The 25,064-nt window shown below is 68.9% G+C and carries 27 protein-coding genes; 16 read left to right on the top strand and 11 right to left on the bottom strand.

Annotated features, from left to right (window positions below):
- Positions 1–15: 15 nt before the first annotated feature.
- Together ACH34W_RS10470 and ACH34W_RS10465 are read left to right on the top strand one after the other, a co-directional pair.
- Positions 16–531 carry a YbaK/EbsC family protein gene (locus tag ACH34W_RS10470; protein ID WP_395960570.1) on the top strand — a complete coding sequence of 172 codons (516 nt, stop codon included), beginning with the start codon at positions 16–18 and terminating at the stop codon, positions 529–531.
- Entirely contained in the window at positions 528–1,106 is a 579-nt protein-coding gene (locus ACH34W_RS10465) for an HD domain-containing protein (RefSeq protein WP_395960569.1), read from the top strand. The genes ACH34W_RS10470 and ACH34W_RS10465 overlap by 4 nt, the downstream gene beginning before the upstream one ends.
- Before the next feature lie 51 nt (positions 1,107–1,157).
- Here ACH34W_RS10465 and ACH34W_RS10460 read toward each other — a convergent pair whose 3' ends face one another.
- Together ACH34W_RS10460 and ACH34W_RS10455 are read right to left on the bottom strand one after the other, a co-directional pair.
- Positions 1,158–1,658, bottom strand: a complete 501-nt coding sequence (locus tag ACH34W_RS10460) for a DUF1772 domain-containing protein (protein WP_395960568.1) — start codon at positions 1,656–1,658, stop codon at positions 1,158–1,160.
- On the bottom strand, positions 1,655–2,884 hold the full coding sequence (locus tag ACH34W_RS10455; protein WP_395960567.1) for an NAD(P)H-binding protein: 1,230 nt from the start codon (positions 2,882–2,884) through the stop codon (positions 1,655–1,657). Before ACH34W_RS10455 ends, ACH34W_RS10460 begins: the two co-directional genes overlap by 4 nt.
- A gap of 124 nt (positions 2,885–3,008) precedes the next feature.
- Between ACH34W_RS10455 and ACH34W_RS10450 the strand changes: the two genes are divergently transcribed.
- Positions 3,009–5,834: an ATP-binding protein gene (locus ACH34W_RS10450; RefSeq protein ID WP_395960566.1), complete on the top strand. Its 2,826-nt coding sequence runs from the start codon at positions 3,009–3,011 to the stop codon at positions 5,832–5,834.
- Positions 5,835–5,867: 33 nt separating this feature from the next.
- On the opposite strand, the gene ACH34W_RS10445 is transcribed toward ACH34W_RS10450, so the two are convergent.
- From ACH34W_RS10445 to ACH34W_RS10435, 3 genes are all read right to left on the bottom strand, one after another.
- Entirely contained in the window at positions 5,868–6,758 is an 891-nt protein-coding gene (locus ACH34W_RS10445) for an SRPBCC family protein (protein ID WP_395960565.1), read from the bottom strand.
- Positions 6,755–7,315, bottom strand: a complete 561-nt coding sequence (locus ACH34W_RS10440) for a helix-turn-helix domain-containing protein (protein WP_395960564.1) — start codon at positions 7,313–7,315, stop codon at positions 6,755–6,757. The genes ACH34W_RS10445 and ACH34W_RS10440 overlap by 4 nt, the downstream gene beginning before the upstream one ends.
- A 98-nt stretch (positions 7,316–7,413) precedes the next feature.
- On the bottom strand, positions 7,414–7,848 hold the full coding sequence (locus ACH34W_RS10435; protein ID WP_395960563.1) for an organic hydroperoxide resistance protein: 435 nt from the start codon (positions 7,846–7,848) through the stop codon (positions 7,414–7,416).
- A gap of 104 nt (positions 7,849–7,952) precedes the next feature.
- On the opposite strand from ACH34W_RS10435, the gene ACH34W_RS10430 reads away from it, so the two are divergent.
- From ACH34W_RS10430 to ACH34W_RS10420, 3 genes are read left to right on the top strand one after another with little or no spacing between them, the layout of a single operon-like run.
- Complete coding sequence (locus tag ACH34W_RS10430; RefSeq protein WP_395960562.1) at positions 7,953–8,927, top strand: LLM class flavin-dependent oxidoreductase; 975 nt, start codon at positions 7,953–7,955, stop codon at positions 8,925–8,927.
- The gene (locus ACH34W_RS10425; RefSeq protein ID WP_395960561.1) at positions 8,924–9,580 is read left to right on the top strand and encodes an alpha/beta fold hydrolase; all 657 of its coding nucleotides are present in this window, start codon (positions 8,924–8,926) and stop codon (positions 9,578–9,580) included. The genes ACH34W_RS10430 and ACH34W_RS10425 overlap by 4 nt, the downstream gene beginning before the upstream one ends.
- Before the next feature lie 58 nt (positions 9,581–9,638).
- On the top strand, positions 9,639–10,316 hold the full coding sequence (locus ACH34W_RS10420) for a winged helix-turn-helix transcriptional regulator (RefSeq protein ID WP_395960560.1): 678 nt from the start codon (positions 9,639–9,641) through the stop codon (positions 10,314–10,316).
- On the opposite strand, the gene ACH34W_RS10415 is transcribed toward ACH34W_RS10420, so the two are convergent.
- Positions 10,276–11,478 carry an FAD-binding protein gene (locus ACH34W_RS10415; protein WP_395960559.1) on the bottom strand — a complete coding sequence of 401 codons (1,203 nt, stop codon included), beginning with the start codon at positions 11,476–11,478 and terminating at the stop codon, positions 10,276–10,278. The genes ACH34W_RS10420 and ACH34W_RS10415 overlap by 41 nt on opposite strands.
- A gap of 7 nt (positions 11,479–11,485) precedes the next feature.
- A complete protein-coding gene (locus tag ACH34W_RS10410; protein WP_395960558.1) occupies positions 11,486–11,953 on the bottom strand; it encodes a MarR family winged helix-turn-helix transcriptional regulator in 468 nt (155 codons plus the stop codon).
- 89 nt (positions 11,954–12,042) lie between these two features.
- Here ACH34W_RS10410 and ACH34W_RS10405 point away from each other — a divergent pair, with 89 nt between their 5' ends.
- Positions 12,043–12,492 (top strand): DoxX family protein, encoded by a 450-nt coding sequence (locus ACH34W_RS10405; RefSeq protein WP_395960557.1) that lies wholly within the window; start codon positions 12,043–12,045, stop codon positions 12,490–12,492.
- A 157-nt stretch (positions 12,493–12,649) separates the two neighbouring features.
- On the top strand, positions 12,650–14,107 hold the full coding sequence (locus ACH34W_RS10400; RefSeq protein ID WP_395960556.1) for a trehalose-6-phosphate synthase: 1,458 nt from the start codon (positions 12,650–12,652) through the stop codon (positions 14,105–14,107).
- An 87-nt stretch (positions 14,108–14,194) separates the two neighbouring features.
- Here ACH34W_RS10400 and ACH34W_RS10395 read toward each other — a convergent pair whose 3' ends face one another.
- Entirely contained in the window at positions 14,195–14,815 is a 621-nt protein-coding gene (locus ACH34W_RS10395) for an ATP-binding protein (RefSeq protein ID WP_395960555.1), read from the bottom strand.
- Between the two features lie 198 nt (positions 14,816–15,013).
- Between ACH34W_RS10395 and ACH34W_RS10390 the strand changes: the two genes are divergently transcribed.
- Positions 15,014–15,241, top strand: a complete 228-nt coding sequence (locus ACH34W_RS10390) for a DUF397 domain-containing protein (RefSeq protein ID WP_151570597.1) — start codon at positions 15,014–15,016, stop codon at positions 15,239–15,241.
- A 59-nt stretch (positions 15,242–15,300) separates the two neighbouring features.
- Positions 15,301–16,857 (top strand): acyl-CoA synthetase, encoded by a 1,557-nt coding sequence (locus ACH34W_RS10385; RefSeq protein ID WP_395960554.1) that lies wholly within the window; start codon positions 15,301–15,303, stop codon positions 16,855–16,857.
- A 126-nt stretch (positions 16,858–16,983) separates the two neighbouring features.
- Here the strand turns inward: ACH34W_RS10385 and ACH34W_RS10380 are convergent, their stop codons facing one another.
- Complete coding sequence (locus tag ACH34W_RS10380; RefSeq protein ID WP_395960553.1) at positions 16,984–18,495, bottom strand: DHA2 family efflux MFS transporter permease subunit; 1,512 nt, start codon at positions 18,493–18,495, stop codon at positions 16,984–16,986.
- Positions 18,496–18,742: 247 nt separating this feature from the next.
- Positions 18,743–19,288 carry a dihydrofolate reductase family protein gene (locus ACH34W_RS10375; protein WP_395960552.1) on the bottom strand — a complete coding sequence of 182 codons (546 nt, stop codon included), beginning with the start codon at positions 19,286–19,288 and terminating at the stop codon, positions 18,743–18,745.
- Positions 19,289–19,467: 179 nt separating this feature from the next.
- Here ACH34W_RS10375 and ACH34W_RS10370 point away from each other — a divergent pair, with 179 nt between their 5' ends.
- From ACH34W_RS10370 to ACH34W_RS10360, 3 genes are all read left to right on the top strand, one after another.
- Entirely contained in the window at positions 19,468–20,403 is a 936-nt protein-coding gene (locus ACH34W_RS10370) for an SDR family NAD(P)-dependent oxidoreductase (protein ID WP_395960551.1), read from the top strand.
- A gap of 77 nt (positions 20,404–20,480) precedes the next feature.
- Entirely contained in the window at positions 20,481–21,026 is a 546-nt protein-coding gene (locus tag ACH34W_RS10365) for a GNAT family N-acetyltransferase (RefSeq protein ID WP_395960550.1), read from the top strand.
- A complete protein-coding gene (locus tag ACH34W_RS10360) occupies positions 21,023–21,328 on the top strand; it encodes a hypothetical protein (RefSeq protein ID WP_395960549.1) in 306 nt (101 codons plus the stop codon). The genes ACH34W_RS10365 and ACH34W_RS10360 overlap by 4 nt, the downstream gene beginning before the upstream one ends.
- Before the next feature lie 38 nt (positions 21,329–21,366).
- Here ACH34W_RS10360 and ACH34W_RS10355 read toward each other — a convergent pair whose 3' ends face one another.
- The gene (locus tag ACH34W_RS10355; protein ID WP_395960548.1) at positions 21,367–21,900 is read right to left on the bottom strand and encodes an NUDIX hydrolase; all 534 of its coding nucleotides are present in this window, start codon (positions 21,898–21,900) and stop codon (positions 21,367–21,369) included.
- Positions 21,901–21,981: 81 nt separating this feature from the next.
- Here ACH34W_RS10355 and ACH34W_RS10350 point away from each other — a divergent pair, with 81 nt between their 5' ends.
- The 3 genes from ACH34W_RS10350 (at position 21,982) to ACH34W_RS10340 (ending at position 24,867) form a co-directional block, all read left to right on the top strand.
- A complete protein-coding gene (locus ACH34W_RS10350) occupies positions 21,982–22,617 on the top strand; it encodes an alpha-ketoglutarate-dependent dioxygenase AlkB (protein WP_395960547.1) in 636 nt (211 codons plus the stop codon).
- Between the two features lie 328 nt (positions 22,618–22,945).
- The gene (locus ACH34W_RS10345) at positions 22,946–23,701 is read left to right on the top strand and encodes a DUF6928 family protein (RefSeq protein WP_395960546.1); all 756 of its coding nucleotides are present in this window, start codon (positions 22,946–22,948) and stop codon (positions 23,699–23,701) included.
- A 356-nt stretch (positions 23,702–24,057) separates the two neighbouring features.
- The gene (locus tag ACH34W_RS10340) at positions 24,058–24,867 is read left to right on the top strand and encodes an SAM-dependent methyltransferase (protein ID WP_395960545.1); all 810 of its coding nucleotides are present in this window, start codon (positions 24,058–24,060) and stop codon (positions 24,865–24,867) included.
- The last annotated feature ends 197 nt before the right edge of the window (positions 24,868–25,064 follow it).

Raw genomic sequence — 25,064 nt, 5'->3', positions numbered from 1 at the left:
GAGGAGAGGAGAGACATGGTCGGCAATCTGGAGTGGATCCCGGCGGAGGAGGGGCGCGCCCTGCTCGCCGCGCCGGTGGCGGCGGCCATCGGGACCGACATGAAGGTCGCCGCGATCGATCCCGAGCTGGCCGACACCGCCACGTTCTGCGAACGGTATGAGGTGCCGCTGGAAAGCAGCGCCAACTGCGTGGTCGTGGCGGCCAAGCGCGGCGGCGAGGTCACCTACGCGGCCTGCATGGTGCTCGCCACCGACCGGGCCGACGTGAACGGCGTCGTCCGCAAGCACCTGGGCGCCCGCAAGGTCTCGTTCGCGCCCATGGACGAGGCGACGTCGCTGACCGGGATGGAGTACGGCGGCATCACACCCGTGGGGCTCCCGGACGGCTGGCCGATCCTGGTGGACGAGGCCGTGGTGGCGGCGGGCGACGTCGTCATCGGCAGCGGCCTGCGCAAGTCGAAGGTGCTCCTGCCCGGCAAGAGCTTGGCGGATCTCCCCGGAGCCGAGGTCATATCCCTGGCCCAGAAATGAGCCTGGACAGCGCGCTGACCGGCCCTGGCTACCGGCCTCTTCCCGAACGTGCGGCGCAGTTGCTGGAGCAGCTTGACGCCCCGCCGCGGTTGGGCGCCCATCTGCGCGCCGTGCACGATGTGGCCTGCGAGATCGTCACCTGGCTGGGGGAGCGGTACCCGTCGGTGGTGGTCGACCGTGAGGCCGTGCTCTTCGGCGCCGCCACCCATGACATCGGGAAGGTCCGGCACCCGGCCGAGCTCTCCGCGCCGGGCGCCGAGCACGAGCCGGCCGGGTACGCCCTGCTGCGCGACCTCGGTGTGGAGGAACGGCTCGCGCGTTTCGCCCGCACGCACGCCGCCTGGGACGGGCCTGAGATCGAGATCGACGACCTGCTCGTCACGCTGGCCGACAAGGTCTGGAAGGCCAAGCGCGTCCCCGAGCTCGAACAGCTCGTCGTCGACCGGCTCGCGGCGGCGTCCGGGGAGCCGGCCTGGAAGACGTTCATCAACCTGGACGACCTGCTGGACCGGATCGCCGCAGGTGCGGAAGAGCGGCTGGCCTTCCAGTCGTCCTATCCGGCCCCCAACGTGTGACAGCCGGGGCATGGCCCCGGCTGCCGGTCGACGGCGTCATTGATGGCTTGCTCAGACGGTGTGGCGGATGTGCACGACCAGGGCCCAGATGAGGCAGCCGAACGCGCCCATGGAGGTGAGGGTCCGGACGTTGTTCCACACGTTCCATTTCGCTTCGAACGACTCGCGCAGGGCCGCCAGGTCCGTGATGCGAGCGGGGTCGCCCGCGTCCTCCAGCTTGACGTTGAGCGGCACGTTGATGCCCATGGTGATCAAGAACATCGCCGCGTACAGGACGGTGGCCGCGATGATCCAGGGCAGGGCCGGCCGGGCGTCGCCGCTGAAGTGCAGGATCGTGGCGGCGATGGTGAGCACCAGCGCCCCGGTGAAGCACAGCAGGAACAGGGGATTGAGGACGACCCTGTTGATGTGCTGCATCGTCGTGATGAACATCCTGTCGTCGGTGCGGCCCAGGCTGGGCATCACGCTGTTGGTGTACGTGGCGAAGAAGCCGGCTATGAGTCCCGTGGTGAACGTCGAGAGAACCAAGATGACGAGCGAGACGGTCTTCATGCTGCACTTCCGTTCCAGATACCCGTGGCGGCCGTCTCCCTGACGTAGTCGCGGAAGTCGCGCGGCTCGCGGCCGAGGGCCCGCTGGACGCCGTCGCCGAGGCTCGCGTTGGCACCGGTCAGCACCGTCGTGAACAGGTAGGTCAGGAAGTCCGTGATCTCCTGGGGGACGCCCTGCGCGGCCTGCTCCTTGACGAAGTCGTCGACCGACACCGTGACGAAGCGGATGGGACGGCCGGTCGCGGCGGCGATCTCGGCGACGGCCTCGGCGAGCGTGATCGCGCGGGGGCCGGTCAGCTCGTAGATCTCGCCGTTGTGGCCGTCCTCGGTGAGCGCGGCCACGGCGACGTCGGCGATGTCGTCGGCGTCGACGAAGGGCTCAGGCACATTCCCGGTCGGGAGGGCCACCTCACCCGCGAGGATGGGTTCGAGGAAGAAGTCCTCGCTGAAGTTCTGCGCGAACCAGGCGCACCGTACGACCGTCCATTCGACACCCGCAGCGGCCACGATCCGTTCACAGGCCTGGGCCTCTTCCTCGCCCCGGCCCGAGAGCAGGACCAGGCGGCGCACGCCCGACGCGACCGCCAGCCGCGTCAGTTCGCCGACCGCCTGAGTCGCGCCCGGCACCGCCAGGTCCGGGTAATAGGAGATGTAGACAGCGTCGACGCCCTGCATGGCCGGGGCCCAGGTCGAGCTGTCCGACCAGTCGAACGGGGGGTTGGCCGAGCGGGAGCCTGACCGGACGTCGAGGCCGCGGGTCGCGAGGCGGTCGATGATGCGCCGGCCGGTCTTGCCCGTGCCGCCGAGGACGAGGATGGTGCTCATGGTGGGCTCACTTTCTTGAGGGGAGGTGGGGATGTCAGGGACCTGGATGTCGTCGAGGAAGCTGCGCACGCCCCGGATGCGGCCGTCGCCGGTGAACGTGGCGATGTCCGTGCCGGCGACGATCACACGGCCGCCGTCGGGGACACCGAGACGCCAGGCGAAGCGGGCGGCGTCGTGATGGACGTCCACGCGGCCGTTCAGCGCGAAGACCAGACCGGGGAAGCGTGCCTGGGCCGCCGACATGGCCGCCGCGACGGCGTCCCTGCCGTGTGCGATGCCCAGCGGGTCGGCGTAGGTGCCGTCCTCGGTCCAGAGTTCGGCGATCGCGGCCTCGCGCGCCGCCGGATCGTGCTCGTTGCGTGTCGCCACGTACCGGGCGATGAGCCGGTGATGGTCGCGCATCGGGAGCCTCCCGCCTTCGACGATCTGATGTCCGGAACGCTACGTACGATGGCTTTTTCGGGAATCAGTCACCGCATAAGGAATTCCGGCTCGGTGCCGGGCGCGGTGTAGGTAGGAGGCGGCTTTGCTGTACGGAAGGACCACCGAGCAGCAGGTCGTCGGGGACTTACTCGACGGCGCCCGGAACGGCGTCAGCGGGGTGCTGGTCGTCCGCGGCGAGCCGGGGATCGGCAAGTCGGCGCTCCTCGACGTCACCGCCGAAGGCGCGGGGGACCTGCGGGTGCTCCGGGGCCTCGGCATCGAGTCCGAGGCACAGCTTCCGTTCGCGGGACTCCATCTGATCCTGAGGCCGGCGCTGCACAAGTTGGAACAGTTGCCGGAGCCGCAGCAACGCGCGCTCGAAGGCGCCTTCGGGCTGGGCCCCGCCGTGCCCGCCGACCGCATGCTCGTCGGCTTGGCCGTGCTGACCCTGCTGGCCGAGCTCGCCGACGAGACCCCGCTGCTCTGCCTGGTCGACGACGCGCAGTGGCTGGACCGGCCGTCGGCTGAGGCGCTGCTGTTCGCGGCCCGCCGGCTGGGGGCCGAGCCCGTCGCGGTGATCTTCGCGGTCCGGGAGGGCGAGACGCCGTTCCCCACGCCGGGTCTGCCGGAGCTGCGGCTGTCCGGTCTCGGCCCGGCCGACGCCGCCGCGCTCGTCGACGACCAGGCCGCACGGCTGTCACCGGAGGTCCGGTACCGGGTGCTCGCCGAGGCCGAGGGCAACCCGCTCGCGCTGATCGAGCTCCCGGCGGCGCTCACGGCCGGTGCGAGCGGCCTGTCTTTAAACAACGGCCTGTCCGTGGAGAACGACTTGTCCGCAGGGAACGGCTTGTCGGCGCGGAACGGCTTGTCGGCGGAGAAGGGACTGCCGCCCGGCCCGTCGCTGCCGCTGACCGGCCGGCTCCAGGCCGCGTTCCACGGCCAGGTCGCCCGCCTGCCAGCGGCGACGCGGGCGATGCTGCTCGTGGCCGCCGCCGACAGCACCGGCGAGCTCGCCGTGGTCCTGGCCGCCGCGAAGTCGGCCTCTGCTGCCGAGCTCCACGACCTGCCGCCCGCGCTGGATGCGGGCCTGGTCCGCCTCGACGAGGTCGGCCGCCGGTTGTCGTTCCGCCACCCCCTCGTCAGGGCCGCCGTCTACCAGGGCGCCCCGCTGGACCGCCGCCTCGCCGCTCACCGGGCCCTCGCCGACGCCCTCACCGGAACGGACCAGGCCGGCCGGCGGGCCTGGCATCTGGCCACCGCCGCCACCGGGCCCGACGAGCACGCGGCCGCCGAGCTGGCCCGCGCCGCCGCCCAGGCCGCCCAGCGCAACGGGCACTCCGCAGCGGCCGCCGCCTACGAGCGGGCGGCCGGGCTGACCGCCGACCGCGCGGAGCAGGGGCGACTGCTCACCCAGGCGGCCGAGTCCGCCATTGAGGCCGGCGAGCTCCGCAGCGCCCGCTCCCTCGCCGAACGCGCACAGCCGCAGGTGACCGATCCGCTGGTCGATGCCCGGCTGGTGCTGGTGCTGGCGGCGGCCCACGCCGGTGAGGGCGCGCTGCGCGCCTCCCACGAACTGCTGCTCGCCGAGGTCGCCAGGATCAGGAAGGACGATCCGCACGGCGCCATCACGTTGTTGATGGAGGCGTTCGGCAACGTGTGGTTCGGCGGCGATCGCGACATGGCCATCCGGACCGCCGCTCAGCTCGACGAGATCAAGCTGGACCCGGACGACCGCCTCAGACCGGTCCGAGAGCTCCAGGACTGGATCGTCTCGCTGGTCATCGGGCGTGCCACGGACCGGCTGCCGCCGATGGGCAGCGTGGTCGCCGCGGCGCGTGAGATCTACGCCGGCCACACGCGCACCCTCATGGAGATCGCCGGGCTCGAGCTCGTGGCCGGCCGGGACGCCGAGGCCTACGGGTTGTCGGCCGAGATCGCCGCCGAGAGCCGCGCGAAGGGGCACGTCGGGACGCTGCCCGCGGCGCTGTACCACGTGGCCGTCGCCCAGGCCACCCTCGGCCGCTACCGCGACGCGCTGGCCAGCGCCTCCGAAGCCGACACCATCGGGCGTGACACCGGCCAGTGGCGATGGGCCAGTCTCGCGAACGGCCTCATGGCCTACCTCGCCGCCATGGAGGGGGACGACCAGCGCTGCCGGGACCTGGCGGCGCGGGCCCGGACGGAGGCCGCAGGCCGGATCTTCTCGCCGGGCGCCGCCCGCGCCGAGTGGGCGCTCGCCCTGCTCGACCTCGGCGGCGGCCGGGCCGAGGCGACGCTGAAGCGGCTCGAAGACCTCGGCCGGAGCGGCGGGCGCCATCAGCTGGCCAGCGAGCGCAGCACCCCCGACATGATCGAGGCGGCCGTCCGGATCGGCGAACCCGCCCGCGTGGCCGAGACGCTCACCCGGTTCGAGGCCGCGGCCCGGCGGATCGGCCGCCCTCCGATCGACGCGCTCGCCGAACGCTGCCGGGCCCTGCTGTCGCCCGACGACCGGGCCGGCGAGCACTACATCACCGCCCTGCGCTGGCACGAGCAGGACAGCCGGCCGTTCGAGCACGCGCGCACGGAGCTCCTCTACGGGGAGTGGCTGCGCCGTGCCCGCCGCAAGTCGGAGGCGCGCGAGCATCTGCGAGCCGCGCTCGAGATGTTCGACCGCATCGACGCGCGCCCCTGGGCGGAACGCGCCAACACCGAGCTGGACGCCACCGGCCTGGCGGTCAAGCACCGCCAGGCCCCCGGCCCGCTCTCCCGGCTGACACCGCAGGAGCTGCAGATCGTCCGGCTGGCTGCGCAGGGGCTGTCCAACCGTGACATCGCCGCCCAGCTCTTCCTGAGCCCGCGCACGGTCGGACACCACCTCTACAAGGCCTACCCGAAGCTCGGAGTCGCCTCCAGAGGCGAGCTCGCGGCGCTCCCGCTGAACGACTGAGCCACGGGTTGTCGCGGTTTCCATGCAGTGCGACTACTGGGACTCGCTGTAGAGCATCCCCTCGGGCATGCCCTCCACCTCGACCTCCAGCCAGATCGGGCGCCAGTCCTTCAGCTCGTGGAACCGGCGCAGCTCGGCGACGCCGGACATCCAGCCGAGCCATGAGCCGTAGTCCGGCCGGCCGTCGTCGAAGCCGCTCTGCACGAACGTGAGCCGGGTCTTGCCCTCGGAGTCCTCAAGCTCCCAGGACGACACCATGTCCGGGTGCCACTGGATGGTGCACTTGCGGTCGGGTTCGAGTTCGAGGATGCGGGCCTGCGGGTCGGGATCGAGCTCGAACCCGCCCATCGCCACGCGCCCGCCGACGTGCGGCTCGATGTCGATGTTGGCGCCGAACCAGCGGCGGAACTTGCTGGGGTCGATGAGCGAGTCGTACACCGCGCTGCGCGGCGCGTCGATGACGAGCTGCTCGCGCATCTCCGGCGAGGTGAAGTCGCACCTCATGGTGATCTCGCGGCCTTCGAGGTGGTCGACCAGATTGGCGATGTACATCGCCCAGTGGGTGTGCATCACGTGCCGGCTGCCGTGGCCCTCGATCGACTCCTGCAGGGTGGGCAGGTCGGTCTGGGAAAGCGTGAGGATGGACGACCCGGGGCTCTCGTCCGCGATGGAGAACTCGACGGTGGTGTCCTGGCCGTCGAGCGTCCACGTGTAGCGCAGCGTCCGTTCGTCGACGTGGAGGAGACGCTGGCGCGGGACGTCGCCCTCGGGTGTGTAGCGTCCCCAGAACTCGTACCGGGTGGGCAGCTCGACCTCCGCCTTCTCGGCCAGCCATATGCGCATCGCGGTCGCGTCGGTGAGCGCCTGGTGGACGTCCTTGCCCGGCGCCTCGACCCGCGCACGGAGCCTCATCGGAGTGGTCATGGTTGTTCTCCCTTCGGGTAGCAGGCGACGGCGAGCTTGAAGGCGTCACCCTCCGCGCCGCCGTATCGGGTGAAGAGGTCCTGAAGCGTGCTCCGGAGGTCGTCCAGGAACTCCTGGCGGCGCTCCACCGGAACGCGGATATCGCCGGAGACGCCGATGGAGGGCAGCTCGGGCGCGGTCCGGTCGAGCGTCGCGACGTCGGACTGGACCTCTTCCATGAGGTCCAGCAGGTAGCCGAGGCTCATCTCGTCCTGCTTCCTCCGCAGGCCGCCGTCGATCCGGCCCACCAAGCGGGGAGACAGCCAGTACGAGCGGGCGCTCGCCTGGTAGACGCCCTCATGGATGCCGCGGACCTTGCGTTCCGCGACCTGGTTGACCAGGCCGGCCTCCACCAAGCGTTTCACGTGGTAGTAGACCCGCTGCTGGGTCTGGTCGAGCCGCTGGGCGACCTCCGTGCACGAACGCGGCTCGGCGAGCTGCCGCAACACCTCGATGCGCTGCGGCTTGAGCAGGGTCTCGGCCTGCTCGATCTGATCCAGATACAGGACGTCTCTCATCGCACAAACCAGTTTTTATGTAAAAGGGAATTTTGTCAATGGGGTTGGAAGAAGCCGGGTGAGGGTGGTGGTCCTCACCCGGCGTGGTGGTGCGCAGGTCAGAGGTCTTTGCCGTTGGCGACCAGGGTGACCTCGATGTTGCCGCTGGTCGCGCGGGAGTAGGGGCAGATGCCGTGGGCCGCCCGGACGAGTTCGGCCGCCTCGTCGGGCGACTCGATCGACGGCAGTGTGACGTCCAGCTCGGCCGCGAGTCTGAACGTCCCGTCCCCGGCCGGCACCAGGTTGACCACAGCGTCGATCACCGCGTCGTCGGCGTTGACCTTGCGGCGCTTGCCGAGGCCGGACAACACCGCGCCGAAACATGCGGCATAGCCGACTGCGAAGAGCTGCTCCGGATTGGTGCCGTCGCCGTCGCCGCCGAGCTCCTTGGGCAGGCGGAGGTCCACGTCCAGCCGTCCGTCCGTCGTCCGTCCATGCCCGTGCTCGCGGCCGCCGGTCACCCGCGCTTCAGCCGTGTAGAGCGGCTTGCTCATGTTCGTCCTCCCGTAGGTGATTACTGGATTTGAAACTTAGAACTTCAAAATCAGGAAGTAAAGGCCTAGGGTCGAGGACGTTCGATGATCACTCTGGAGGGGACATGACAGGACTGCGGATCGGCTACCTCCTGCCGACACGCGACCGGGCCGTGCTCGGCGACCATGAGGTGACGCCGCTGATCCGGCAGGCGCAACGCGCGGAGCAGCTGGGCCTCGACTCGGTCTGGGCGGGCGACAGCCCGGTGACCCGCCCGCGCGCCGACGCGCTGACGGTGCTGAGCGCCGTCGCGGCCGGCACCGAACGGGTGACGCTCGGCACCGCCGTGCTCCTGGGGGCGCTGCGCCACCCGATCCTGCTCGCCCAGCAGCTCGCGACGCTGGACCGGATCTCGGAAGGGCGATTGGTCGCCGGGATGGGCGGCGGCTTCCCCAATCCGGCGACCGAGGGGCAGTTCGCGGCGCTGGGCATCGGGTTCAGATCGCGGATCGGCCGGCTGGAGGAGGCGATCGTGGCGATGCGGCTGTTGTGGCGCGAGAAGGCCGTGTCGTACGAGGGGAAGCACTTCGCGTTCGAGGACGTGACGCTGGCGCCCAGTCCCGCGCAGGCCGGTGGGCCCCCGATCTGGCTCGCGGGGTCCGGCGAGGCGGCGTTGCGGCGGGTGTCGCGGCTGGCGGACGGCTGGCTTCCGTACCCGCCGGAGCCGCAGACCTACGAGCACGAATGGGCCGCCGTGCGGGGCGAGGCGGAGCATTCGGTCACACCCGGGTTGTACGCGACGCTGTGCCTCGACGACGATCCCGAACGGGCACGGCGGAGGTTGCGGGCGAGCATCGAGCGCTACTACAACGCTCCGCTGGAGTACATCGAGTCGATCCAGGCGATGTTCGCCGGAACGCCCGATGGTGCCGCGGCCTGGCTCGCGCGTTATGCGGAGGCCGGCGCGCGGCACGTCGTGATCCGCCTCGCCGTCGACGACCACACTGCCGCGCTCGAAGAGTTCGCGGACCGCGTCCTGCCCCTCGTACGCACGCCCCTCGCACGCACGCCTCTCGCACGCACAGGAGACTGTTCATGACCACCTTCGTTCTCGTCCATGGCGCCTGGTACGGCTCGTGGGCCTGGGATCGCGTCGTTCCGCTGCTCGAACGGGAGGGCGCGAAGACGCTCACGCCGGACCTCACGCATGCCGTAGATGCCGGTTTGCACACGCACGTCGAGGAGGTCGTCGCCGAGCTCGACAGGGCCGATGACGTGGTGCTGGTCGGACACAGCTACGCCGGTCTGGTGGTCCGGGAGGCCGCCGATCTGAGGCCCGGCCGGGTGAAGCACATCGTCCTGATCGAGGGGTGGGCCGGACCTGACGGGACGAGCCTTTTCGACCTTGCGCCGGAGGGATTCGTGGACGTGATCCGGGCGTGGGCCGGGGCCGACGGAGCGATCCCCGCCCCGGCTCCGGAACGGTTTGGGATCACCGATCCCAAGGATGCCCGGTGGCTTGCGGAACGGCTGCGTCCTCAGTTCCTGCGGACGTTCACGGAGGCCACGCGGCTCAGCGGAGCCGTGGACACGATCCCGGGCACCGGGATCTTCTGCCGCCCGCAGATGTTGCCGTTCGAGTGGATGGCGGTGTCCCTCGGCTACCGTCCCATCGGTCTGGACGGCCCTCACGACTTGATGCTGACCGCCCCTCAGTCCATCGCCGACGTTCTGCTGGCGGCCGCGGGATGAGGTCTGGTGACGCTCGGTGGCCTTCAAGAATTAGAAGCCCGAAGATTAGAATGAAGAAGTGGAACAGCGGACGTACAACCAGTACTGCGCCACCGCGCGGACACTCGACCTCGTCGGCGAACGCTGGACGCTTCTCCTGATTCGCGAGCTGCTGACGGGCCCCAGGCGGTTCGGTGATCTCCAGAGCAGCCTCCGTGGGCTCGGCACCGGCCTCCTGTCGGCACGGCTGAAGCACCTCGAACGCGAGGGCCTGGCCAGGAAGATCACCTTGCCGCCGCCCGCCCGTACCCCCGCCTACGCCCTCACCGAGGCGGGTGAGGAGCTGGCGCCCGCGGTGCTGGCGCTGGCGACATGGGGCATGAAGTGGGCGATGGGGGAGCGCCGCGAGGGCGAGGCGTTCCAAGCGGGGTGGGCCGTCCTCGGGCTGAGGACGTGCTTCGTGGCGGAGGCGGCGGCGGGCCTGCGGGTGGTGTACGAGTTCCGCGTCGGCGACGAGGTGTTCTACGCCGACATCGACGACGGCACGATCGTGACCGCGCACGGCCCGGCCCAGCGGCCCGACGTCGTCATCGAGACCGATGACGGGACGTTCCTGGAGGTCTTCACCGCAGGTCGCGACCTCGCCGAGGCGATCAAGAACGGCGAGGTCGCGGTGGCCGGTGACCGCGAGGCCCTGGGCAAGCTCAGCGCGCTCTTCAAGTGGCCGGAGCGGGGCCACCGGGAGCCTGCCTCGTAGCGGGCGGGCGCGGAGTGGACGGGCGCGGAGTGGACGGGCGCGGAGTGTGCGGGCGCGGAGCCGGAACGGCTGGAGCTGGAACGGCTGGAGCTGGAACGGGCGGGTATGGGACGCCGCCGAGTGCGCGGGCGCGCTCATGCAACTCCCGGTTGGACGCCGCCATGTCTTCGGCGGACCGGCAGCCGGGCGACGCTGTGCGCAGCAGCCCGAAGAGCACGGAGTCGGACGGAGCGCGCAGCATCGGCACCCATCCGGGGGAGAAGCGCTTGATCAGGACGACGCCGCTCAACCCCAGGTCTTCGGGTGTCGTCGCGCGCATGGTCGTCTCGATGAACGCGGCGGCGTGCGCGGCGGGCAGGATCATCGTCGCCCACGGGTGCGGGCGGTCCCACTCGCCGATGGCCTTGAGCTCCTCGACGTCCGGGCGCATCCGGTCGGCGAAGTCCCGGTAGGGGAGCTCCTCGACGTCGGCCGCGTCCAGGCCTGCGGGAGGGCTCGTTCCCTCGTACACCACGGCCTTCAGCTCGTAGCCGCTCGCCTTCACTTGGCCTGAGATGTGATCGGCACGCACGCGGCGTTGTGCCTGGATGAGCTCGGCGGCGGACGAGCAGCCGACCTTGCAGGAGAGCACCCGTTCGGGCGCTGGGATCAGGCGGAGCGTGGCGCGCGTGATGACGCCGTGGCGGCCCATCCCGGCGCGCACGGCGTCGAAGAGCTCGGCGCGACGCGACGGGGAGCAGGACACGATCTCGCCGTCCGGGGTGACGACGTCGAGGGCGAGCACGTTGGCCGCCTGTGTGCCATGGATGTGCGAGGCGCCGCCGACGCCACCCGCCGAGAGCGTCCCGCCGACGGTCAGATCCAGGAGGTCGGTGAGCACCGGCGGGGTGCGGCCGTGCGGCAGCGTCGCGTCCAGGAGTTCGAGCCAGGTCGCGCCGGCGTCCACGGTGACGCGATCGTCGCGTACCTCATGAACGGAGGCGAGCCCGCGCATATCGAGCACGACGCCGTCCGTAAGCGGCTGACCGCCGGTCGAATGCCCGCAGCCGCGCGCGACCACGTCCGTCCGCGCGCTGCGCAGGGCATCGGCGATCTCGCGTGCGGAGACGGGCCGCAGCACCTCGCCCGGCGTGCGGTCGATCATCCCTCCGAAGTCGCGCACGGCCCCGTCACCGCTGGTCGCGGCTGTCACGAAGCCGGTCGGCGACACGGTTCATGAGGTCTCCGAACAGCTCCACTTCCTCAGGGGAGAACTGTGAGATGAGGTTGTCGCGTACGACCTGACGGTGGCCCGGGCGGACCATGGCCAGCGCCTCCTCACCCTTGTGGGTCAGCTCGGCCCAGACGGCGCGGCGGTCCGAATCGCAGTCGGTGCGGCGGACGAAACCGTCCCGTTCGAGCTGTGTCACCTGGTACGTGAGCCGGCTCTTGGAGATCATCGCCTGCCGTGCCAGGTCGGACATGCGCAGGCGCCGGCCGTCGGCCATGAGCAGCTTGACCAGGATCTCGAATTCCCCGTGGGACATGCCGCCGTCGGCCTTGAGCTGGCGTTCGACCTCGTGCTCCATCAGATGGGACGCCGTGAGGAACCCGAGCCAGGCGCGGAGTTCGGAGGGGTTGAGGGCGTCGTCGTTCACGGTCTGAGTCTACTGCGTGGTTTGAATTTGAACTAATCCCTGATAGCTTGAGTCAAGATTTGAACCTTCAACAGTCCAGGAGGCAAGGCATGCTCCCCGCCCGCCAGTTCCCGTTCCTGCCCGACATCGGCCTGCTGATCGGCCGCGTGGCACTCGGCGTCCTGTTCATCGCCCACGGCTGGCAGAAGCTCACCGACACCGGTCATGCCGGCGTCACCAAGATGTTCGAGGGCATCGGCATCCCGCTGCCCTCCGTGTCCGCCACGTTCGCGACCTGGGTGGAGCTGCTCGGCGGCATCGCGCTCATCGCCGGCCTGCTCGTGCCGGTCGCCGGGGTGCTCCTCGCGGTCAACATGGCCGGCGCGTTCTGGTACGTGCACATGGACAAGGGCTTCTTCGCCGACAAGGGCGGCTACGAGTTCGTGATGGTCCTCGGTGCCGCTGCGCTGACGCTGGCGTTCACCGGTGCGGGCCGCCTCAGCCTGGACGGCGTGCTCTTCGGCCGCGGCAGCCGCGACCGGGAATCGATAGCCGCCTGACAGTCGCCTGACCCGCCCCCGGCCGGTGTACGCAGAGGCGTACACCGGCCGCGGTCTGTCCGGTCACGATCTCTTTGCCCGAAGCCATGACAAGATGGTCCCGATGACCTTTTCTGGGCATGTTGATCAGTAATGGACTTCTCGGGAAGTAGGTCGCGTGTCGGGCGGTAGTGAATTCGTGGTGGTGGCCAATCGGCTGCCGGTCGACCGGGCTGGTGAAGGCGACGAGTGGCGGCGCAGCCCTGGCGGCCTCGTCAGCGCCATCGCGCCGGTCATGCGGAGCAGGAAGGGCACGTGGATCGGCTGGTCCGGCGGGGTCGACGAGGCGCTGGAGCCGTTCGAGACCGACGGCATGCACCTCTTCCCCGTGACCCAGTCGGCAGAGGACGTACGTCTCTACTACGAGGGTTTCTCCAACGCGACCCTGTGGCCGCTCTACCACGACGTGGTGGCGCCGCCGATCTACGACCGCGCGATGTGGGACGCCTACGTACGCGTCAACCAGCGCTTCGCCGACGCCGCAGCCAAAGTGGCGGCGCCCGAGGCCATCGTGTGGATCCAGGACTACCAGCTCCAGCTGGTCCCGGCCATGCTCCGCAAGCTGCGCCCAGATCTGCGCATAGGTTTCTTCCTGCACATCCCGTTCCCGCCGCTGGAGCTTTTCTGGCAGATGCCGTGGCGCCGCCAGATCCTCGAAGGACTCCTCGGCGCTGACCTCGTCGGCTTCCAGCTCCCCGGCGCGGCGTCCAACTTCGTCCGCCTCTGCCGCCGCCTGCTCGACGCGCGCTACGTCAAGCAGGACGTCTTCTTTGAAGACCGGATCGTCCGCGCCCGCTCGTTCCCGATCTCCGTGGACGTCGACGAGCTCAACGACCTCATCGCCCAGCCCGCCGTCCGCGAACGCGCCGAGGAGATCCGCACCGACCTGGGTGACGCGACCATCCTCCTCGGCGTGGACCGCCTCGACTACACCAAGGGCATCACCCAGCGCCTCCAGGCGTTCGGCGAGCTCTTCGGCGACGGCCACCTCAAGCCGGGCCAGGCCGTCTTCGTCCAGATCGCCACGCCCAGCCGCGAACGCGTGGAGCAGTACCAGCTCCTCCGCGAAGAGATCGAGCAGCAGGTCGGCCGCATCAACGGCGAGTACGGCGAACTGGGCTTCCCAGTGATCCACTACCTGCACAGCTCGTACGACCGGTCCGAGCTCGCCGCGCTCTACCTCGCCGCCGACGTCATGGTCGTCACCCCTCTCCGCGACGGCATGAACCTCGTCGCCAAGGAGTACGTCGCCTGCCGGAGCGATCTGCGCGGCGCCCTCGTCCTCAGCGAGTTCGCCGGCGCCGCCGCCGAGCTCAAGCGCGCCTTCCAGGTCAACCCGTACGACATCGACGGCCTGAAGAGCATCATCCTGACCGCCCTGCACGCCGACCCTCTGGAGCAGGGCCGCCGCATGCGATCCATGCGCAAACGCGTCATCGAACACGACGTGGACCGCTGGGCCCAGGACTTCCTGACCGCCCTAGAGCAATCCCACGAGCCCATCCCTGAGTCACTGAGCCGCGGCGCCAACCAGCGAGCCGTCGGCGGAGGGCCAGTGGCCTACATGAGGTCCTGACGCCTACATGAGGTCATGACGCCTACATGAGGTCATGAATTCCGCCTGACGATCGTCAGGCGGTGTGTGACGGTGTCCGCGTGCTGGTCAGGCGGCTTGGGCGGGGCGGAGGTCGAAGGCGGCCCAGACCGCCTTGCCCCCGGTGGTCAGTGGGGCCCAGCCCCAGGCGCCGCTGATCGCGCCCACCACCAGGAGGCCGCGGCCGCCTTCGCCGAAGCGTTCGGGGATCTGCTCCACCGGCACGGGGGTGCCGGGGCCCGGGTCGGTCACGGCGACGACAAGCCGGCGTGGGTGGCCGAGCAGGACGAGCTGGATCGGGTGGGTCGGCGCCGGCTGGGGGAGGTCACGCAGACCATGGCGCAACGCATTTGTCACCAGTTCGGAGACCGTGATGACGATGTCCTCCGCGGCGTGGGTGAGGTCCCACTCGGCGAGGGTCGCGAGCGTGAAGTCGCGTGCGGTCTTCGAGGAGGTGACGTCGGCGCGCAGGACGCGTCGAGCGGTGCGCGGGTCGCCGGCGGGCGGGGTCGGCCAGCGGCCGGCCAGTCCGGGGACGACGGCCACGGTCACGGCAGGTACGGCGCCGGGTGCCTGGTCGGCGGACGGATGGGTCTCCGGCCAGAGCTCATGGTCCAGCGCCGGCGGACGCCAGGGGCGCCGCGCACCGTCGGCGGGGAAGGTTTCGACGTCTGCCTGGTCAACGATCATTGTCAAACCCCAGGGGCGTGCGGGTCGGTCGGTGGCGGGCGTTCGCTATCTTGCTCCCCATGTCGTGCAGATGCAAGACCGTCTGCATGAACGAATGCAAGAACGAATGCACGTGCATCTCGTACCATGGCAACGGGTGGGGCGAGATCCGCGGCCTCCCGTACGGGAGGCGCAGACGCCTTCAAAGGGGGCAAACAGATGGACGACGAGCTGTCGGACTTCGTTGCTTGGGAACTCGTCTGGCAGAAGAGCCGCCGCAGCAACCCGAGCGGCAACTGCGTCGAGATGGCCGAACTCCCCACCGGGGAGATCGCGGTGCGCAATTCCCGGTACCCGCAGGGTCCGGTCCTCGTCTACACCCGAGAGGAGGTCGAGGCCTTCGTCGGAGGCGCCAAGGACGGCGACTTCGACCACATGCTCGTCTGAACGCTCAGTAAACCGAATCGCGTTCCATTCTGCGGCCCGGCCAGGTACCGTGCGGTCGCATGCACCTGGGGCAGATCGCTGAGCAGACGCCCGAAAAGCCCGCCGTCATCATGGCGGGCTCCGGCCGCGTCATCACCTACCGGGAACTGAACGAGGCCTCCAACCGGCTCGCTCATCTGCTTTACGCGGAGGGACTGAGGCCGGGGGACCACATCGCGTTCATGCTCGAGAACCACCCGCTCTTCCTGGCCATCGCCTGGGCGGCGCAGCGTTCCGGGCTCTACTACACGGCCATCAGCTCGCGCCTGCAGCCCGACGAGATCGCCTACATCGTCGACAACTGCGAGGCCAAGGCGTTCATCACGAGCAAGGCACTCGAAGGCGTCGCCACCGGGGTGCCTGATATCCGGGTACGTCTCATGCTGGATGGGGTGGCTCCGGGCTTCCTTTCCTACGAGGAGCAGGTCTCCGCGTACCCCGTCACGCCGATCGCGGAAGAACGCGAAGGCGCCGACATGCTGTACTCCTCGGGTACGACGGGCCGGCCCAAGGGCGTCAAGCCGCCGCTGTCTCTTGTCGAGATGGGCACGCCGGGTCCGCTCTTCCAGCTGTTGTCGCTGCTCTTCCAGCCCGACGGCGACTCGGTCTACCTGTCACCGGCGCCGCTCTATCACGCCGCGCCGCTGCGCTGGTGCGTCACCATGCAGCGCTTCGGCGCCACCGTCGTGGTGATGGAGAAGTTCGATCCCGAGCAAGCCCTGGCGGCGATCGAGGAGTACGGGGTGACGCACAGCCAGTGGGTGCCGACGATGTTCATCCGGATGCTGAAGCTGCCCGGGGAGGTACGGGGCCAGTACGACCTGTCGAGCCTCCGGTGCGCGGTGCACGCCGCCGCGCCGTGCCCGGTGCCGGTCAAGGAGCAGATGATCGAGTGGTGGGGGCCGGTGCTCCACGAGTACTACTCCGGCACCGAGGGCATCTGCTTCGTCTACACCAACTCGGATGACTGGCTCGCCCACAAGGGCACGGTCGGCAAGCCGCTCCTCGGTGAGATCCACGTCTGCGACGAGGAGGGGAACGAGCTTCCGGCGGGGACGCCCGGCACTCTCTACTTCGGCGGTGGTCCCGCGTTCGAGTACCACGGCGACAAGGCCAAGACCGAGTCCTCGCGCGACCCGGGGGGCCATGGCTGGACCACCCTCGGCGACGTCGGCCACGTCGACGACGACGGCTTCCTCTACCTCACCGACCGGCGCTCGTACATGATCATCAGCGGGGGCGTGAACATCTACCCGCAGGAGGCCGAGAACGTCCTGGCCGTCCATCCCAAGGTCGCCGACGTCGCGGTGTTCGGCGTGCCCGACGCCGAGATGGGCGAGGCCGTCAAGGCCGTCGTCCAGCCCCTGTCGATGGACGACGCGGGGCCCGAGCTCGAAGCCGAGCTGATCGCGTACTGCCGCGACCATCTGGCCCACTACAAGTGCCCGCGTTCGGTCGACTTCCGCGCCGAGCTGCCACGCCATCCCACGGGCAAGCTCTACAAGCGCCTCCTCAAGGACGAGTACTGGCAGGCGCCAACGTCCGATGAGGGCCAAACATCCCGCGTCGGCCTGTAAACGGCGCTGAAGGCGCTGAGAGCGCTGAGAAGCCCGTACACGGCGAACGCCCCGGACCGGGGAGTGTTTCCCTGGACCGGGGCGTTCGGCCGCTGAGCGCCCCTGGCGGGGCCGCTCAATGATCTTTTAGTGCATCGGCATCGGCGCGTCGACCGCCGGGGTGGCCGGCTTCTTGCGCGGCAGCAGCAGCGCCGGCAGGAACGCCAGGAGCAGCAGTGCCGCGGCCCACCAGAAGGTGTGCTGGTAGGCGTCGGCCATCGGCGGCGCGATCTTGGCGAGAACCTCCGGCGGGGGCTTCTCTCCCGAGCCGATCTCGCCGCCGCCACTGCCGCCGAGCTTGTCGCTCAGCTGGTTGGCCAGCAGCACCGCGATCATCGCGGTGCCCACGGACGCGGACACCTGCTGGATGATGTTGAGCATCGTGCTGGCGCGCGGCACCTCATCGTGGACGAGGGTCTGGATGGCCGCGGCCATGGTGGGCATCATCGTCATGCCCATGCCGAGTCCCATGACGAACAGGACGGCGCCGAGGCTCCAGTAGGAGGTGTCGGCCTGCAGCAGCGAGGCGAAGCCCGCCACCGACAACACGACGACCACAAGGCCGACCAGGACGACCCGTCCCGGGCCGATCTTGTCGGTGAGCTTGCCGCCCACCGGCATGGTGACCATCGCGCCGAGACCCTGCGGAGCGAGGAGAAGGCCGGACATGAGCGCGCCCTCGCCGCGGACCGTCTGGTAGTAGAGCGGCATCAGCAGCATGGCGCCCATGAACGCCGCCATGAAGAGCACCATCGTGCCCGACGCGGCGGCCACCGAACGGCGCTTGAGCAGGCGCAGATCGATGAGCGGGCTCTTGGCGTTCAGCGCGCGGAAGACGAACGCGATCGTCAGCAGAGCGCCGATGGCGGTCGGGATGAGCGCCTCGGTCTTGGTGAAGTCGCCCAGCTCGGCGCCCTTAGCCAGACCGTAGATCAGCGAGGCCAGACCCGGGGAGAGCAGGAGCAGCCCGAGGAAGTCCAGGCGTTCGCCGCGTTGCGGGCTGTCGGGCTTGAGGATCCGCGCGGCCATGACCAGCGCCACGATGCCGATCGGCAGGTTGATGAAGAAGATCCAGCGCCAGGACACGTCGTCGACCAGCCAGCCGCCGAGGATCGGGCCCATGATCGGGCCGAGCAACATCGGGATGCCGACGACGCTCATGACCTGGCCGACCCGGGACGGGCCCGCGGCCTGGGTGAGGATCGTCATGCCGGCGGGCATGATCATGCCGCCGCCGAGGCCCTGCAGGACGCGGAACGCGATGAGCGACTCGGCCGACCAGGCCGCGCCGGCCAGCATCGACCCCAGCACGAAGAGCGTGATCGAGATCATGTAGAGGCGCTTGGTGCCGAACCGCGCCGAAGCCCAGCCGGTGATCGGGATGACGGTGGCGAGCGCGAGGGTGTACCCGGTGGCCACCCACTGGATGGTCGCGAGCGGAGTCTTGAACTCCTTGGCGAGGTCGTTGATCGCGACGTTGACGACGGTCACGTCCAGGATGGACATGATCGCGCCGAGCACGACGACCATGGCCACCGCGAGCACGCCACGATCAAGGCCACCGCCGGAACCGGAGGGTTCCGGTGGAGTGTCGGCCACCTTTGGGGACGCTGGGGCGGTCAAGTGAAAGTTCCAATCGTCAGGCTCGGGCACACGGGCGCCAGAGGTAAAGATCATGTTGGGGGTGTCACTGGAAAATACTGCAGTGACTGACACTTTGCGAGCGATTAAACCGAGCTCAGATCAGCAGTATTCCGGGAGCCTCGGACATTCTGCGCTGGTCCCACCCCCTCAGGATGGAACCTCGACCAAACTTGAGGGCAAGCCGGTGTGACGTACCTGACACTCACCTCGGCCGGTAGGTGAGCAGCGTGTTTCCGGAAGCGAAACGGCGTGTGTCCAGGAGCTCTAACGCGACCCGATCCGCACCGCCGAACAGTGACCGTCCCTCACCGAGCGCGACGGGCATCACCATGAGCCGCAGCTCGTCCAGGATGCCATGACGCAGCAAACTGGCGGTCAACGCCGAGCTGCCGAGAACGGCGATCTCCCGGCCCGCCTCCAGCTTCAGCTCAGCGATCGCCGAGACGTCCCGCACGACCCGGGTGCGTGCCCACTCGCTCGCCCCCAGCGTCCTGGAGACGACGACCTTGGCGGAGTCGTTCATCCGCGCCGCGACCTCCGGATCACCCTCCCGCGCCTCCTTGGTCGGCCAATACGAGGCCATCACCTCATACGTTGCCCGGCCGAAGACGAGCGTGTCGGCCGCATCCAGCTGCTCGATCGCGAACGCGTTGAACTCCTCATCAACGTTGTGCCAGTCGAGTTCGCCCTTGGCGCCCTCGTGATACCCGTCGACGCTCACCGATATGAACGAGAAGACCTTCCTCATCGCGCCCTCCGCACCTCGCTGTCAGAGGGATAGACCGACCCGCCCACCCAAACTCATCTGTGACCCCCACCACACCTCGCGGCCATATCAGCACGCCGTCAGTGGCGTATCAGCGGTGGCTGTGACCTTGGGGCAGGTGTCGCTGCGACCGGCAGGGCGTCCAGATCAAGGGAGTCACCATGTCTACACCCTGGGATGTCCACAGGCTCCCACGCGCAGCGGGCAAGACCTTCCTGGTCACCGGTGGCAACGCAGGGATCGGGTACTTCACCGCCGAGCAGCTGGCCGGAACGGGAGCCACCGTGGTCCTGGGTAGCCGGGATCCCGCCAAGGCCCAAGCCGCGATGCTCTCCATCCGTTCACGCATCCCGGACGCGGATGTGCGTCACCTCCTCCTGGACCTGGCCGACCTGGCGTCCCTCAAGTCCGCAGTGGACGCTCTGGACGTGGACCGCCTCGATGCGGTCGTCCACAACGCCGGGGTGGCGCTGGACCATCCACCGAGGCGCGAGACCAAAGACGGCAACGAGCTGATGTTCGGCACCAACCACCTCGGCCATTTCGCACTGACCCACTGGCTGGCGCCGCGCCTGAAGGCCGCACCCGCCGCACGCGTCGTCACGGTGGGGAGTTTCGCGGCCAAGTCCGAACGCCTGGACCTGGACGATCTGCAATCCACGTTGGACTACCGGCCGAAACGCACCTACGGGCGGTCGAAGCTGGCGCAGATGTACTTCGGTTTCGAACTCGACCGCCGCCTCCGCGCCGCCGGCAGCTCGGTGCTCAGCGTGGTGACCCACCCCGGCGGCGCGCTGGACTCCCTCACCCCCTCACGTCCGCCGGTGCACGTGCGGACCACAGGGGAAAGACTGCGCGGCCTGCCCGCCGCTCTATTGGTCCAGGGCAAAGAGGCCGGTGCGTGGCCCGCGGTACGGGCTGTCCTGGATCCGCAGGTGTCGGGTGACGAACTGTGGGCGCCCCGCGTCTTCGGCCTGCGCGGCAGGCCACACGCCCAAACCGTCAAAGACCACCTGGCCGACGCCGAAGTCGCCGCACGCTTGTGGGAGGCAAGCCGCGACCTGACCGACGCCGACCCAAGCCGCCCCTTGACCTAGCGGCCGTGAAAACCACATGCATGCCTGGCAGGTCGTCGGAGATCCTGCGACGCATGGACTCTGTGCGCATCAGGCCCATGACGAATGACGATCTCCACGCCGCCGAACGCGCCGCAGCCGTGACCTTCCTGGACGCCGATCGGCGAGCGGACGAACCGGAGCCGGAACCACCCACCGCCGCCGATTCGCGCCGATGGACCGACCTGATTGGTTTCCTCCTATCCGTAGATCCGAACGGCTGCTGGGTGGCGGAGCACGCCGACGAGATCGTCGGCTTCGCCGTCTCGCAGAACCGGGAGCGACTGTGGTTTCTGGTGACCTACGGCGTCCTGCCCGGCTGGCAGGGAAAGGGCATCGGCAAGCACCTGATGGACGCCGTTCTGTCACACGCCGACGGCCGCCCCGGTCTGTTCTCCTCGACGGTGCATCCGGCGGCAACCCGTCGCTACCGGCTCGCGGGCTTCACCCTGTACCCCAGATGCGGATGGTTGGCAGGGTCGACCGTTCGACCCTTCCTGCGGTCAGCGGGCTCCGGGACGGCCAGGGCAGCGACGTCGAATGGATGGACCGGCTTGACCACAGCCTGCGCGGCGCGGGCCATGGCCCCGACCACGAGTACATGATGACAACGCTGCGGCTGGTGGTCTCCCGCGCACCTGACCGTCCGGGATACGTCTACATCGACGATGCCCGGGGACGGCCGGCGCTTCTGGCCGCCGCGCACCCCGAGACCGCGGAGACGTTGCTGTGGGAGGCGCTCGCATCGTCCCACGGAGACACGCTCGTCAACTGCATCACCACCGCCAACCACTGGGCGGTCGATGTCGGTCTCGCCGCCCGCCTCGACATCGGCCAAGAGGGCTACCTCGCGGTGCGCGGCATGACCGATCCAGCGCCCTACCTGGCCAACGGCAACTTCCTTTAATGATCAACCTGGCGTCCCGGTGTGCCCCTCGGTGTGGGTTACACCCACACATAGTTGTCGTCTGTGACGGCGGGCAGGGCCGCATCGGTGAGCGCAGCGAGCGGGCTGGGAAGAGCGGCGAGCGCCGGACCGATCGGCGGGTCGGCGGTCGCGCGGTAGTCCACCCATTGGATCAGGCCGATCTCGTGGCCGCCGGGGACCTCGTCGTACTCCTCAGTGGCCAGTGTGGCGCGGACCTCGGACGTGACGTGAAGCCGGTAGATCAGGTGCAGCTTGCGCGGCGGCGGGGTCTCCCCAGGTCGCGAGACCATCTGGTCGATCACCCAGAGCAACTCCGGCTCGCCAGCCTGAGACGGGGAGAGGTCGAGTTCCTCGAACAACTCGCGCCATAGTGCGGCCATTAGGTCCTCGCCGTGCTCGACATTGCCGCCCGGCGGGATGTAATGGGTCGATTCAAGCCGGTCGCGGCGGATGAGAGCGACCTCGTCGCCGCAGAACACCATCGCGCCGACGCGGATCTTGATGCGGGAGAACGGAGCCGCCATGGCGTCAGGCAAGGGGTAAGAGGTCATGGCGCCAGTATTAAGCCGCCGCCCGGTTCGTGATCGCGTTGGCGCAGGGCGGCGGCCGCGATGCTGGCTACTGTTTCGATCATGTCTGAGACTTCCGGTCAGCTCCCCTTCGACAGTGACTTCGGATCCCACGCTGAGCCGTCCACCTCGGTACCGGGACTGCACTACATCGCCGACTGGATCAGCCCGGACGTCGGAGACCCCCTGCTTGCGGACATCGACGTTGAGCCGTGGTCGACGCAGCTGAAGCGGCGCGTTCAGCATTACGGCCATCGGTATGACTACGGCCGCCGCAGTGTGGCCGCAGCCTCGCCGACCATCGCGCCGCCGCTTCCAGATTGGGCACAGAAGATGGCCGCCCGCCTGGTCAGTGAGGGGCTGATGGACCGCGAGGCGGATCAAGTGATCATTAACGAGTATCAGCCGGGGCAGGGGATCAGCGCCCATGTCGACTGCATACCGTGCTTCGGTCCGGTCGTCGCGGCGATCTCCCTGGGCTCCGGCTGCCTCATGGACTTCAGCAATCCCGAGGACGGTTCCAAACTGGCGGTGCGTCTGGCGCCGGGCAGCCTTCTCGTCATGACCGGTCCAGCCCGGTTCACGTGGCGCCATGCCATCGCCGCGCGCAAGAGCGACCCCGGCGCGACAGGACGCGTCCCGCGCGGACGGCGAGTGTCGATCACCTTCCGCACGATCATCAATCCCGGCCAGTCCTAGTAGACCTCCATACGGCCGCCGAACGCCGTGGCGCCGCGCATCTCCTGACCAGCATGGTGCCTGACGACGAGATCGCGGTTCCCCGCAAGCGGTGACAGGTCCGAGCCGACAACCCTGACGACAACAGCGCCCACCCGAAGGCACCCGGACAGCCTTCTAACCACGCAAAACACGGCGGAAGGTCTGCGGCGTGTCCGCTCCTACCCGAACCTCTTGACCAGAGAAGACGCCCGTAGGCTCAGACTCGGAGGTTCTTGGTAACAGCCGCACCCACTGTCTCACCGGGTCGGTAGGCTCCCGCCGTCGCGGATTGGGCTAAGGAGTGGGTATGGGAGCCAAAACCGGATTTTTGCTATACACCGACAGTGATGCCAAGGAGGTTCTTCGAACGGCGCCCGCACCGGATCCAGAGCAGACCGCAGCTTTGATCGAGTGCCTTTATGCGGATTGGGTGGTTCGAGAGGTTGAAGGATCATCGCTCGGCGACGGTTGTTACCCGCCCTATGGGACAACGTACGCCGCGAGGCTTCCGGGAGCCGACATCATCTGCGATCAGCGGGTGATGCTCGACCGCCCCTCACAACTCGCGGCTCATCTGGTTGAGGCGAGCGCGGGACGCCGGCTGGTGCTGCACGCGATGCACAGCGTCGTCGACTGGCTGGCCTTCGCTGTATGGGAGGACGGTCGGCTGATCCGTTCCCTTAGCCTGTCCCCTGACAACGGGGTCATGGAGAACATCGGCGCCCCGTTTCCATTCGAAGCGGGCTATTGGGCAGGGGAACATCCGGTCACGCACCATCCCGCCTGGTCGGACGAGCCGTACGCACTGCCGTTCCACCCTCTCGAGCTTGGTGAAGACGCGCTGCGTGAGTTGTGTGGCTTCATCCTGGAAGGCATGCCTGAGCCAGACGATGCCGATCCGTTCGATGTCGCCCTCCTCGGCTATCAGCTCACTGATCCGTCCGATCCGGACGAGGTGGCCAAGCACAACGCCGCCATCGAGGAAGCTGTCCAGGCCATGGGGCCGCCACGACGCTTCACGTTCGGCCCTGACGGCTCATTGGTCGAGATCGACGGCTTCTGAGCAGTGGGCTGGACGCGAGAGCTTGAAGATGCGGCGCCGACTCCAGCCGCGCCAGCAACATCGCCTCGTACGACGGCAACTGCTCGGGGCGTGCACGGCGTCTCTGCCCAGTGGCGCGGCGCGTCATGCCAATGCTTGACGAGCGCGCGGATGTCGGTCGGGTCCTGGTGGGGTGGAGTGGTGTTCGCCGAGCCGCCTGCAGGCCCCGATAGTGGGCCGCGCCGTGGAACTGGCGGCGCTCGACGAGCTGCTGGCAGCGGCCGGCGGGGGGAACAAGCTGACCTCCGGATGCCGATCGGAACCGGAGATCCCTTATGGGCGCCGCAAGGAAAGACGCCGCAGGAAAGGACAGGACAATGACCGGAGACCGCCTTCGATCACGCCGCTTTCCCCGGGCTGCGCGTTACCACCCCGACTGGATCCGCTCCAGCGTCAGTGGCGGAGCCAACTCGCTGTGGCTGACCGAATGGCTGACCGAGGCGATGGACCTGCGGCCGGACATGCGCGTGCTGGATCTGGGCTGCGGCCGCGGAGCCTCCTCGATCTTCCTGCACCGGGAGTTCGGGGTGCAGGTGTGGGCCACCGACCTGTGGTTCAGCGCGGACGAGCGCCTGCACCGCATCCGCGACGCCGGCGTCGGGGACGCGGTGTTCCCCATCCATGCCGACGCCCGCGCGCTGCCCTTCGCCGCCGGCTTCTTCGACGCGGTGGTGAGCATCGACTCGTTCGTCTACTACGGAACCGACGACCTCTATCTGAACTACCTGGCCCGGTTCGTCCAACCCGAGGGTCAGATCGGCATCGCCGGTGCGGGACTGACACACGAGATCGACGGCCCGCCTCCGGGGCACCTGGCGGCGTGGTGGGAACCGAGCATGGCCTGCCTGCACTCGGCCACCTGGTGGCGCCGCCACTGGGAACGCAGCAGCATCGTTCACGTCGAGTCGGCCGACGCCATGACCGACGGCTGGACGCACTGGCTGGAGTGGCAACGGGCCGTCGCACCGGACAACCAGATGGAGATCGACGCCCTCACCGCCGACCAGGGACGCTATCTCGGCTACGTCCGAGCAATAGCCCGCCGCCGCCCCGATGCCATACCCGATGAACCGGTCACATCAGTTCCCGTGACGTACGCCAAGCAGCCCCTGTACCGCCCTGAATGACGATACCCCGGCTCCCGTACGGCCTCGCTCCGCCACCGAAGCCCGGGCACGCGGACACCCCTTCCTCCCGTGGCGTCGGGGGTGGCTGACCAGCCAGCGCACGGATACTGGCCCAGCCCGTCGTCTCGAGGAACGCTGCGCCACAGACCGGCCGACGTTGAACGCGGCGACTTCAACCGACACGCCACCAGGTATGG

This window comes from Actinomadura sp. 6N118, from assembly GCF_044326415.1.
In the GTDB taxonomy this organism is placed as follows: domain Bacteria; phylum Actinomycetota; class Actinomycetes; order Streptosporangiales; family Streptosporangiaceae; genus Spirillospora.
This window is presented reverse-complemented; position numbering and strand designations above follow the sequence as displayed.